Raw genomic sequence first — 11,176 nt, 5'->3', positions numbered from 1 at the left:
CCATGCGGTAATTCTTTCATGTTCCGCCGGAGCCTCCGCTCTGTGACATGGTCCGTGCGGGACGGCGTGATTGTCCTCCACAGGGGTCGGGGCACTGCGGTGACGGCGGGGGTCCTCCCCATCCCCGGGCCGGCGGAACAAGAGGGAAGCCGGGACATGAAAGAACTGGAAGGGCAATCGCTGAACGAGTCTTCAGACCGGGAAAGGGGCGGCAGCTGATGAAGGTGGCTACGGAGTCAATGGCGGTCAATCCGCGCGATGTCTACGCTGCGGCTGAGGCAGCCGCTGAGGTTGTAAAGGCGGTGAAGGAGCTGGCGGGCATCGAACAGGAGCTGCCTGCCCTTATCCGGATGGATTGGTATTCCCCGGCGGCTGCGGAGTTCACAACGCTCCTGCGGCAGTCCATCGGGAACGTGTCAACGACGCTGGAAGACCTGCAAACCTGTGCCGGCGCCGTGGCACGGCATGTGGAAGAACTCCGTGCCCTGGGCCACGAGGTGCCCTAGATGCCTTATCAGTGGTCCGCGGAAGACAATTCCCCAGGAATCCATGTGCGGGGCGGTACACACGGATTGACGGTGGAGTACGGGCAGCTGGAATCGGTGGCCGGCGCACTGGAGGAGACCGCCGGACGGCTCACCGCCCTGCGGTCCACCTGCATGGAAATGTACTTGCTGCTCAGTGGAACCAGCGCTGTGCACGGTCACGCCCGTGAAGCGGCCGGCGCTGCGGAGCTCGTCATCAAAGGCCTTGCCCGGAACCGGCGGGAACTGGAGGAAGCGGCCGCGAATCTTCGCCGGGCTGCCCGGAACTACCTGGACACGGAGGGTCGGCTGAAAGAAACAATCTCGTGGCTGGCCGTGGGAGTGCCGGTGGGGATCGAGATGTGGCACAGAAGCGGCGGCGGCTTTCCGGACCGCAGCGTCAGTGAATTGACGGTTCCGCCGTTTGACGGGTTCCTCATTGAAAAATTGCTGGAGCGGCTGGCTGACGGCAGATTCGGAGAGCTGAGACCGCTTGATGTCGCCAAGCTGGACGACGGCGGGGGAACAGTTCCGGTCACCGGATCGGCCCGGGGGCTGCTGGAACGTTCAAAGGTCCTGCTAGACGCACCGGACCGCGGAGTAGTGGAAATCCTGACCGTCGACCAGGGGGAACGCCGTGTCCGGATTGTCACCCTGCCCGGCATGCAGGACTCGGGCAGTCTGATGGTGGGACCAAACCCCTTCGACGCGTATGGAAACGCGGAGGGCCGTGCCCGGGACAGCGAGTATGTTGCCGCGGCCGTGGCACAGGCCCTGCGGGAGTCGGGGGCCTCGGCAGAGGATGCGGTCATCCTGGTCGGGTACAGCCAGGGCGGCATCCATGCAGTGAATACCGGAGCGCGCCTGACGGAGTCCGGAGAATTCTCCGTTGCAATGGTGCTGACAGCCGGCGCGCCGGCAGGGGACAGGATCACCCCCGACGGGCTCAGAGTTGTCCACTTGGAGCACTACCAGGATTGGGTTCCCGGCGCGGACGGAACCCTGAACCCGGACACCGCCGACAGGATTACGGTCACGGGACGGACCCCGGTCCCCCCGGATGCCGTCCGTGACGGGCTGGGACCTGCGCATGACCTGGACCTGTATCTGGACCTGGCCAACCAGGCAGATGCCGGCAAGGACCGGTCCCTGCAGGAAACGGCCGGATATCTGGGGCAAATCCTTCCGCCGGCATCAATTGCTGCGCGAAGCCTTTTTCGGTTCTCGAGGAAGCCGGTTTCCGAACCCTCCCGGAAACCGGCCGCTGAGCTGAAAAGCGCCGTCGCCCCGTCCGCAGGCCGCGGATCCGCTACCGGCGGGTTCCGGTCAGTGAGCCGGCCACCATGGAGACCACGCTGATGATGATGGAGGCGAGAACGGCGGTCCAGAAAAAGGAATCCACATTGAAATCAACCGGTGTGTAACTGCTCAGCCAGGATGTCAGCATGAGCATGGCCGCGTTGACGATGATGGTGAACAGGCCCAAAGTCAGAATGGTCAGCGGCAGGGTAAGCAGCTTGACGACCGGCCGGATCAGCGCGTTGACAATGCCGAACAGCAGACCAATAAAGAGGAACGCCAGCACCAGGTCAATGGTGGGATTGCCTGTGACGGCGTCGCCGGTCTCGAAAACCGTGATGCCGGGAAGCAGCCACGCAGCCACATACAGGGCGAGGGCATTAATGAGGATCTGGACCAGGAAGCGCATGGCTCAATGCTGACACAGCCGCGCCCCGAAGACACGAAGGGAGGTGTCCGCCGGTTCCAGTGGTCCGCATCACCCGCCGGCGGAGGCGACTAGGGTTAAGTCCATGACGACCACCGAAAAGGACACCAACGCCGCCAAGGTCCCGGCTTCCGGGATCCGCCCCCGGAATGTAATGGGGAAGCTGCCCCGCTACACGGCGGGGAAGCCGCCGGCGGTTATCGAGGGGCTGCAGAGCTACAAGCTGTCGTCCAACGAAAACCCGTTACCGCCCTTGCCGGCCGTGCTTGACGCCATCAGCAACTGGCAGGACTTCAATCGGTACCCGGATCCGCTGTCCACTGCCCTGCGCACCGAGCTCGCGGCCTTCCTGGACGTGCCGGCCGAGGACATCGTGACCGGCGCAGGCAGCCTGGGTGCGCTGAACCAGCTGCTCTCCACTTTTGCCGGGCAGGATGAGAACGGTGTTTCGGACGAGGTGATTTACCCGTGGCGTTCCTTTGAGGCCTATCCCATTAGTGTGGGGCTGTCCGGAGCGGACAGTGTCCAGGTGCCGCTGCAGGCCGACGGCACCCATGACCTGGACGCCATGGCGGCGGCTGTTACTGAGCGGACACGCGTGATCCTGCTGTGCACGCCCAATAACCCGACCGGACCGGCCCTGACCTCCAGCCAGGTTGAGGACTTCCTCGCCAAGGTGCCCGGCGATGTACTGGTGGTGATTGATGAAGCGTATGAAGACTTCGTCCGGGATCCGGAAGCCGTCAACGGAATTGAGATGTACCGGAAACACTCGAACGTAGTGGTGCTGCGGACCTTCTCCAAAGGTGCCGGACTGGCAGGTCTCCGCGTCGGATATTCGGTGTCACACCCTCAGGTGACCCAGCACCTGCGGGTGTCAGCGGTGCCGTTTGCCGTCTCGCAGCTTGCTGAAACAGCTGCAGTGGCTTCTTTGCGCCATCACGGGGAACTTGTGGAAAGAATACAAGGCTTGGTGGAGGAGCGGGCCCGTGTGGTGACGGGTTTGGAGGGCCTCGGATGGTGGATTCCTGAGGCTCAGGGGAACTTTGTCTGGCTGGCTCTGGGAGAGAATACCCCCGAGTTCGCAGCGCTGGCGGAGCAACAGGCCCTGGCCGTGCGGGCGTTCGGCACCGAGGGGATTCGGGTCACCATCGGTGAGCCGGAGGCCAACACCCGATTCCTCGCGCTATGTGCGACTTATACAAAGGGACCCCGGGTTTCCTAGCGTGTCCTGACTGCGGGGCAGGACCCGGCCCTCGTTAGGCTGGGGAGGTACGTTCCACATATATGCCGCAGCTGTGATCTATTCCTTCTGAGGCATATGTATCTAACGCGGGCCGGTCGCTGACCGCCCCGGCGAGGAGTAAGCATGGATCTGAAGCATCTGGCTGTCCGCCCGGAGGCCACCGCTTCCGGCCTGCCCGAAAACGGGGCAGGCAACGCGGATCCCGGCATGGTGGGAGGGGAGGCTGATCCGGCGATGGTGCAGATGCTTAGCCCTGAAGGCGAGCTCCTCCTGCACGGCCCTTACGGTGCCTACGCCGCGGAGCTTGACGCCGAAGACCTTCGCGGCATGTACCGGGATATGTACACCATCCGCCGCTTCGACCAGGAAGCCACGGCCCTGCAGCGCCAGGGCGAACTGGTGATGTGGGTGCCGATGACCGGGCAGGAAGGTGCGCAGATCGGTTCCGGCAGCGCCCTGCAGCAGCAGGACTATGTGTTTCCCACTTACCGGGAGCACGGCGTCGCCCTGACGCGGGGCCTGGAACTGTCTTCACTGCTGCGCCGCTTCCGCGGGGTGTCCCACGGCGGGTGGGATCCGAGCGAAACAAACTTCCACCTCTACACGCTGGTCCTGGCCGCGCAGGTGCCGCACGCCGTCGGCTACGCCATGGGTATGGCCCGTGACCGGAAGATTGATCCGCAGCTGCCCGAGGCCGCCACAGTGGCTTACTTCGGCGACGGTGCCAGCTCGGAGGGTGACGTGCACGAATCCATGGTGTTTGCGGCCTCCTACGACGCACCTGTGGTGTTCTTCTGCCAGAACAACCACTGGGCTATCTCGGTACCTACGGAAGTTCAGTCCCGTATTCCGCTCGCCAACCGTGCAAAGGGTTACGGCTTCCCGGGCATCCGAGTGGACGGCAATGACGCAGTTGCGGTCCGGGCTGTCACCAGCTGGGCGCTGGAACACGCACGCTCGGGCAAGGGCCCGGTGCTGATCGAGGCCTTCACCTACCGGATGAGCGCCCACACCACCGCCGATGACCCCACGAAATACCGGCTCAGCGCAGACGAGGAAGCCTGGATCTCCCGTGATCCGCTCATTCGGCTGGAGAAACATCTGCGCGCCGCCGGACTGGCGGATGACGAGTTCTTTGAGGCGCTGGCGGCGGAGGGCCAGGCCATGGCGGAGAAGCTCCGCGCAGATGTGCTTGCCATGTCATCGCCGGGGTTTACGGATGCCTTCACCGACGTCTACGCCGAAGCACACCCGCTGATCCAGGAGGAACTGGAGTTCCACCGCCGCTACGAGGCCGGCTTCGCCGACTCCCAGGAGCCCACCGCATGAGCACCATGACCATGGCCAAAGCCATCAACGCCGGACTGAGGGCAGGGCTGGAACAGAACCCCAAGTCGCTGCTGATGGGCGAAGATATTGGCGATCTGGGCGGCGTTTACCGCGTCACGGAAGGGCTCAAAGCGGACTTCGGTGCGGACCGGGTAATGGACACTCCGCTGGCGGAATCCGGCATCATCGGCACCGCCATCGGCCTTGCGCTGCGCGGCTACCGTCCCGTCTGCGAGATTCAGTTTGACGGTTTTGTCTTCCCCGGGTTCAACCAGATCACCACCCAGCTCGCCAAGATGCATTCGCGAAGCGAAGGAGCCCTCAGCGCGCCGGTGGTTATCCGCATCCCCTACGGCGGCGGCATCGGATCCATTGAACACCATTCGGAATCGCCCGAAGCACTGTTTGCGCATACGGCAGGGCTGCGGATCCTGACCCCGTCCAGTCCCCAGGACGCCTATTGGATGATCCAGCAGGCCATGACCTGCCTTGATCCGGTCATCCTTTTCGAACCCAAGCGCCGTTACTGGCTCAAGGGCGACGTCGACACGGAAAACCCCTCGGGTGATCCGTTTGCGGCACACGTCCTGCGCGAAGGAACCGACGCAACCATCGTGGCCTATGGTCCCCTCGTGCCCGTGGCCCTTGCCGCCGCCAAGGCCGCCGAGGAGGACGGACGCAGCATCGAAGTGGTGGACCTGCGCTCCATCTCGCCGATCGATTTCGACACCGTCACAGACTCGGTCCGCAAGACCGGCCGGCTCATCGTCACCCACGAAGCCCCCACCTTCGGCGGAATCGGCGGGGAGATCGCGGCGCGGGTGACGGAGCGGGCGTTCCTGTCCCTGGAGGCACCCGTGATCCGCGTCGGCGGTTTCCATATGCCGTATCCGGTGGCCAAGGTCGAAGAGCACTACCTGCCGGACATCGACAAGCTGATGGATGCCCTGGACCGGTCCTTCGCCTACTAACCCGGCCACACAGCAGCGTGCCGCACACAAAGATTGAGAAACCATGACTGAAAGAACGTTCCACCTTCCCGACGTGGGCGAAGGCCTGACCGAAGCCGACATTGTCCAGTGGAAGGTTCAAGCCGGCGACACCGTGGCCGTCAATGACGTCATCGTGGAGATTGAAACGGCTAAATCACTGGTGGAGCTGCCCTCTCCCTACGCCGGCACCGTGTCCGCGCTGCTTGTGGAGGAGGGGCAGACCGTGGATGTCGGCACGCCCATCATCAGCGTTGCGGCCGGTTCGCCGGCCCAGGAGAGCGGCCAGCAGCCCGGTGCGCCCATGACCCCCGCACCCGTTCCGGCGGCAGCGGCCGACGACGACGGCCAGCCCAGCGCTTCCCTTACCGGCACGGGCCCCAAGGCCGACGCCGTAAAGCGGCGGCCGCGGACCGGCCGGACTGCTCCGTCGGCAGCCGGCAAACCGGCTGCACCTGCACCGGCCGCCGCTTCGGCTGCACCTGCACCAGCCGCCGCACCGCCTGCTCCGACAGTCCCCGCACCCGATCCCCGCCCGCAGGCCGTGGCCGCTGCAGGCGCCGCGGTGCAGGACACGCTCTCCCGCCTGATCCAGCGGGTGCTGGCCAAACCGCCGGTACGCAAGGCGGCGAAGGACCTCGGCATCAACCTGGCGGAGGTGCCGGCAACCGGAGCCAGCGGCGAGGTGACCAAGCAGGACTTGATCAGCTACCAGGCGCAGCGTGAAGCCGAGCAGCAGTCCGCGGATACCTTCTGGGCAGGAGCGCAGAAGCCCCGTGACGAGCGGATTGAACGCGTCCCGGTCAAGGGGGTCCGCCGGGCTACGGCCAAGGCCATGGTGGAGAGCGCGTTTTCCGCGCCCCACGTCAGCATTTTCGTGGATGTGGACGCCTCGCGAACCATGGAGTTCGTCAAGCGGCTCAAGGCGTCCCGGGACTTTGACGGCATCAAGGTCTCGCCCCTGCTGATCCTGGCAAAGGCGGTGATCTGGGCGGCGGCCCGCAACCCGTCGGTCAACGCCACCTGGGCCGGGGATGAAATCCTGGTCAAGCACTTCATGAACCTCGGAATTGCTGCCGCCACGCCCCGAGGGCTCATGGTTCCGAACATCAAGGATGCCCAGGACCTGTCACTCAAGGAACTGGCCATCGCCCTCAATGCCCTGGCTGCGACGGCCCGGGCCGGGAAAACCCCGCCGGCTGACATGCAGGGCGGAACCCTCACCATCACCAACATCGGCGCCCTGGGCATCGATACCGGAACACCCATCATCAACCCCGGCGAAGTGGCCATCGTGGCCTTCGGGACCATCAAGCAGAAGCCGTGGGTGGTGGAGGGGGAGGTTGTTCCGCGCTGGGTGACCACCCTGGGCGGATCCTTCGACCACCGGGTGGTGGACGGTGATCTTTCCGCGCGTTTCATGGCGGACGTCGCCGCCATCCTGGAAGAGCCTGCACTGCTGCTGGATTAGGCGGCAGGCGGGGCGAACACGGAGCAGGCGCTGCATTAGCGGCCGGCGGCGGATACGATCGGGCACTATGACTATTCCTCGGAGCCCCCAGGGGCAGGGCGGTCCGCCGCGCATTGACCTCAAACGCACGCTCATCCTGCTGGCCGTCGCCTTTGTCATCTCCAGCCTGCTGATCATGCTCTTCCCCGGACTGGGCACCTTCTGGCGCCTGCTGATCATCCTCGGCCTGTTTCTCGTCGTCTTTCCCTTCCTGGAACGGCGGCGAAAGGGCCGTTAGCCGGCAGCACGCTCCAGGGCACGGCGAAGAACCGGTGCGAGCCGCCGCACGCCCTCGGCAATGTCCTCTTCGGAAACAGCACTGAAAGCCAGCCGCAACTTGTTGGAAGGCTCGTCCGAGGGCGAGAACGCGGCTCCGGGGATGAAGACCACGCCCGCGTCGATGGCTTCATACAGCAGGGGGTACGTGTCCACACCCTCGGGCATGCTCAGCCACACGAAGAACCCGCCGTCGGGCACTGTCCAGCTCACGCCGTCGGGCAGTTCTCCGGACAGTGCCGCAAGCAAGGCGGCGCAGCGCGCGGCATACAGCTTCCGGGAATCGCGGATGTTCTGCATCCAGTCGTAGTCGCGCAGATAGGCGGACACCAGCATTTGCGTGAGCGGCGACGGGCAGAGGACCACCGCCTCGCAGGCCAAATAGAAGCGGCGGTGCAGATGGCGGGGCACCAGCGCCCAGCCTACCCGGACGCCCGGGGCAAAGATCTTGGAGAAGGACCCCAGGTACAGGACATCATCCGGGTTGCCTGCACGCAGCGGCACCAGCGGGTTGCCGTCAAAGCGCAGCATTCCGTAGGGGTTGTCCTCGAGGATGAGGATGTTCGCCTCCGCGCAGATTTCGACAATGCGCGGCCGTCTGCGGGCAGCCAGGGTCACACCGCTGGGGTTGTTGAAACTGGGAATGGTGTAGAGCATCTTGATGGTCTTGCCCTGCTTCCGCAGCGAAGCGATGGCGTCCTCGAGTGCTTCAGGCACCAGCCCTTCGCCGTCCACCGGAAGGGCGTGCATCTCCACCTCGTACGCCTCGAACGCATTCAGTGCCCCTACATAGGTGGGGTCCTCGCACAGCACCACGTCTCCGGGGTTGCAGAACACCTTGGCGGCAACGTCCTGGGCGGACTGGGAACCAGTGGTGATGACAACATCCGCAGGATCGGCGTCGGTAATCCCTTCCGCGGCCATGACCTCACAGGCTTGGATGCGGAGTTCCTCCATGCCCTGTCCGGCGCCGTACTGCAGCGCCTCGAGGCCGTGTTCGGCAACAATGCGCTGCGCCGACAAGCCCAGTTCGGCCAGGGGAAGGGACTTCAGATAGGGGCTGCCGCCCGCCAGCGAGATCAGCCCGGGCCGGATGGAAATGTCGAAGACGTCACGTACTGCCGACTGCTTGATATGGAAGGCGCGGTCTGAAAAAAGAGCTTCATGGCGGTGCGTTGAAGAATGCGTTGAAGAAGCGGCACGGTCAAGGGCTGCCTGGGTGTCTGCCGTCAGAACTGTGGCGGCGGTCTCCTCGGATGTCATCCCCACATCCTAGCCCGGCTTGTTGTCCTCCCGACAACAATAGTTTTCTAGATCCACCCCGCCCGGTGGGCTTTTACTCCGGCCTGGAAGCGGCTTTCCGCGCCCAGGTCCTCCAGCATCTTGGCGATGTGACGCCGGCACGTCCGCACACTGATGCCCATCCGGCGGGCTATGACTTCGTCCGGCTGGCCCGAGGCCAGGGCGCGGAGGATTGAGCGCTGGACGCTGTTCAGCTGGTTTCCGCGCGGTTCCTCGGCGAGGAACGGCTCGCCCAGCTCCCAGGCGAACTCAAACAGCCGGACAAGCACGGAAACCACATTGGGATCCCGGATGACGAGCCCCGCCCGGTCCTGCGCATGGGCTGCCCGCGGGATGACGGCTACGCTGCCGTCAAAGATCACGGCCCGAAGCGGCAGCTGGGGGAGGGTCCTAAACTCTCCGCCGGCAGCGGTGACCACTTCCACGGCTCTTCGCGTGGGCATGTGGTCCCGGATGCTGGAGTGGTACAGGGTGCGCCGGGACACCCCCTGCTGCAGCATGTCCACATCCTTCCGGATGCTTTCCTCCTGGGTATCGGCGGTGGCCCCCTGGCCGGGCCGCGCCATGAGGACGCACTCCGATGCCGACCTGGCGTATCCGATCAGGATGCGCATCACCTGGTCCGGGTCCTCCAGGACCTCCACCGGGGCATCGGTGGATACCCGCCGGCTGGCCTCGGCAAAGACGGGCACGAGCGCGGCCAGTTCGCGGCGCTTGGCGCCGATCCGTGAACGGAGATCCAGGAGCGCCCGCTCATCGGGATCAATCAGTTCAGCCAGTGCGACGTCGGGGGAGACCGCGGTGTAGCTGTGCCGGCCGTTACCGGCCTGGACCAGCAGGCAGCGCTCTTCCAGGGACGTGATGGCCGCTTCGATGGAGCGGGTGGTGAAGCCCAGTGCTTCCGAGGCCTCTTCCACCGTCCACCCCGGGCTGCTTACGGCGTACCGGTAGACGGCCTGGGACAAGTCATCCACATCCGTTCCTTTCGATCGGCTGAGGCTACCTTATCCGCCGATACCCCCTGGCCTGCCGGTTATTCCATTTCGTAGCCGGAAATCGCGTCCACCTTCTCCGCCGAAGCACTGGCCGGATCAAACGCATACCCCAGCCATTCCTTGGCGAGGCGGCGGGCCAGCTCAATGCCGACCACGCGCTGACCCATGCACAGCACCTGGGCGTTGTTACTGAGGACGGAGCGCTCCACCGAGAAGGAGTCATGGGCCGTGACGGCACGGATGCCGGGAACCTTGTTCGCGGAAATGGCCACCCCCAGGCCGGTTCCGCAGATCAGCAGCGCACGGTCTGCTTCGCCGGCGGCAATTTTGCGTGCGGCATCAACGGCCACATGGGGGTAGGCAGTGTTCTCCGAGTCCGAAACGCCTACGTCCACCACGCTCTCCACGCGGTCGTCCGCCTCCAGATCCCGGCGCAGAATCTCCTTGTAATCAAAACCGGCGTCATCTCCGCCAATAACTATCCGCAGCTTCCTGGTTTCACTCATGATGTCCTCAGTTCTTGGTTGATGGTGTTAGCGGCGATGTCCAGGAGCGTCAGGTAGCCCTGTGCCTGCCACGCGGCGCGGCCTATGAACAATCCGTTGACATGCGGGATCTCCAGCAAAGCGGCGGCGTTTTCCGGTGCCACTGAGCCGCCGTACAGCAATCCGGCCACCCGGTGGCCCCAGCTGTCTGCGAGGGCTGAAAAGGGCTCGGCGAGCTCGCGGGGACCGGCCGGGCGCCCGGCGGCGCCGATCGCCCAGACAGGCTCATAGGCAATCAGGACCCGGGCGAGTTCTTCCCCGGAAAGCCCCTCCAATGCCCGGGATGCCTGCCCGACGATGAACTCCGGGGACCGGCCGGCATCCTTCACCTCGGCGGACTCGCCGATGCACAGCAGCGGAGTCAGTCCGTGACGCAAAACCGCCGCCACTTTGAGCCGAACCGTTTCGTCGTTCTCTCCGAAGTGCTCGCGGCGCTCCGAGTGGCCAATCTCCACCAGCCGGGCACCGGCGTCGGCCACTTGGGGAACGGAAACCTCTCCGGTCCAGGCGCCGTCGTCCTCCCAATGGGCGTTCTGCGCTCCCAGCAGCACCCGGCGGTCGCCCGCCAGAATCCCGGCCACTGCTGACAGGGCGGTGGCCGGGGGGATGATGAAGGGCTGGACGGTGCCCAGCTCCCGGCCGTCGAGACCGGCGAGCAGGGTGCGGGTGTACCTCTGCGCTTCGGAGACGGTTTTGTTCATCTTCCAGCTGGTGCCAATCCAAACGGTCACGAT

12 protein-coding genes are annotated in these 11,176 nt (G+C 64.9%); 7 read left to right on the top strand and 5 right to left on the bottom strand.

Annotated elements, in window-relative coordinates:
• Positions 1–218 precede the first annotated feature (218 nt).
• Entirely contained in the window at positions 219–506 is a 288-nt protein-coding gene (locus QMA10_RS02025) for a hypothetical protein (protein WP_290165673.1), read from the top strand.
• Complete coding sequence (locus QMA10_RS02020; protein ID WP_290165671.1) at positions 507–1,883, top strand: hypothetical protein; 1,377 nt, start codon at positions 507–509, stop codon at positions 1,881–1,883. It abuts the gene before it with no gap.
• Here QMA10_RS02020 and QMA10_RS02015 read toward each other — a convergent pair.
• Positions 1,834–2,232: a phage holin family protein gene (locus QMA10_RS02015; protein ID WP_290165669.1), complete on the bottom strand. Its 399-nt coding sequence runs from the start codon at positions 2,230–2,232 to the stop codon at positions 1,834–1,836. The two genes, QMA10_RS02020 and QMA10_RS02015, sit on opposite strands and share 50 nt — an antisense overlap.
• A 103-nt stretch (positions 2,233–2,335) precedes the next feature.
• Here QMA10_RS02015 and QMA10_RS02010 point away from each other — a divergent pair, with 103 nt between their 5' ends.
• The 5 genes from QMA10_RS02010 to QMA10_RS01990 all read left to right on the top strand — a co-directional run bounded on the left by QMA10_RS02010 (position 2,336) and on the right by QMA10_RS01990 (position 7,562).
• On the top strand, positions 2,336–3,475 hold the full coding sequence (locus QMA10_RS02010) for a histidinol-phosphate transaminase (protein WP_290165668.1): 1,140 nt from the start codon (positions 2,336–2,338) through the stop codon (positions 3,473–3,475).
• Positions 3,476–3,703: 228 nt separating this feature from the next.
• Positions 3,704–4,825 (top strand): pyruvate dehydrogenase (acetyl-transferring) E1 component subunit alpha, encoded by a 1,122-nt coding sequence (pdhA, locus tag QMA10_RS02005; RefSeq protein ID WP_290165753.1) that lies wholly within the window; start codon positions 3,704–3,706, stop codon positions 4,823–4,825.
• Positions 4,822–5,796: a transketolase C-terminal domain-containing protein gene (locus tag QMA10_RS02000; protein WP_290165666.1), complete on the top strand. Its 975-nt coding sequence runs from the start codon at positions 4,822–4,824 to the stop codon at positions 5,794–5,796. The genes pdhA and QMA10_RS02000 overlap by 4 nt, the downstream gene beginning before the upstream one ends.
• A 43-nt stretch (positions 5,797–5,839) precedes the next feature.
• The gene (locus tag QMA10_RS01995) at positions 5,840–7,285 is read left to right on the top strand and encodes a dihydrolipoamide acetyltransferase family protein (RefSeq protein ID WP_290165664.1); all 1,446 of its coding nucleotides are present in this window, start codon (positions 5,840–5,842) and stop codon (positions 7,283–7,285) included.
• Positions 7,286–7,352: 67 nt separating this feature from the next.
• Positions 7,353–7,562, top strand: coding sequence for a hypothetical protein (locus tag QMA10_RS01990; protein ID WP_290165662.1), 210 nt, complete (start codon positions 7,353–7,355; stop codon positions 7,560–7,562).
• On the opposite strand, the gene QMA10_RS01985 is transcribed toward QMA10_RS01990, so the two are convergent.
• Genes QMA10_RS01985 through QMA10_RS01970 form a run of 4 tightly spaced genes read right to left on the bottom strand, consistent with a single transcriptional unit; the run spans position 7,559 to position 11,173 of the window.
• Complete coding sequence (locus QMA10_RS01985; RefSeq protein ID WP_290165660.1) at positions 7,559–8,863, bottom strand: PLP-dependent aminotransferase family protein; 1,305 nt, start codon at positions 8,861–8,863, stop codon at positions 7,559–7,561. The genes QMA10_RS01990 and QMA10_RS01985 overlap by 4 nt on opposite strands.
• 47 nt (positions 8,864–8,910) lie before the next feature.
• Positions 8,911–9,876: a LuxR C-terminal-related transcriptional regulator gene (locus QMA10_RS01980; protein ID WP_290165658.1), complete on the bottom strand. Its 966-nt coding sequence runs from the start codon at positions 9,874–9,876 to the stop codon at positions 8,911–8,913.
• 59 nt (positions 9,877–9,935) lie between these two features.
• Positions 9,936–10,403, bottom strand: coding sequence for a ribose-5-phosphate isomerase (locus tag QMA10_RS01975; RefSeq protein WP_290165656.1), 468 nt, complete (start codon positions 10,401–10,403; stop codon positions 9,936–9,938).
• Positions 10,400–11,173 carry a triose-phosphate isomerase gene (locus tag QMA10_RS01970; protein ID WP_290165652.1) on the bottom strand — a complete coding sequence of 258 codons (774 nt, stop codon included), beginning with the start codon at positions 11,171–11,173 and terminating at the stop codon, positions 10,400–10,402. The genes QMA10_RS01975 and QMA10_RS01970 overlap by 4 nt, the downstream gene beginning before the upstream one ends.
• Positions 11,174–11,176: the final 3 nt, after the last annotated feature.

Source organism: Arthrobacter sp. APC 3897 (genome assembly GCF_030407495.1).
In the GTDB taxonomy this organism is placed as follows: Bacteria; Actinomycetota; Actinomycetes; order Actinomycetales; family Micrococcaceae; genus Arthrobacter_B.
This window is presented reverse-complemented; position numbering and strand designations above follow the sequence as displayed.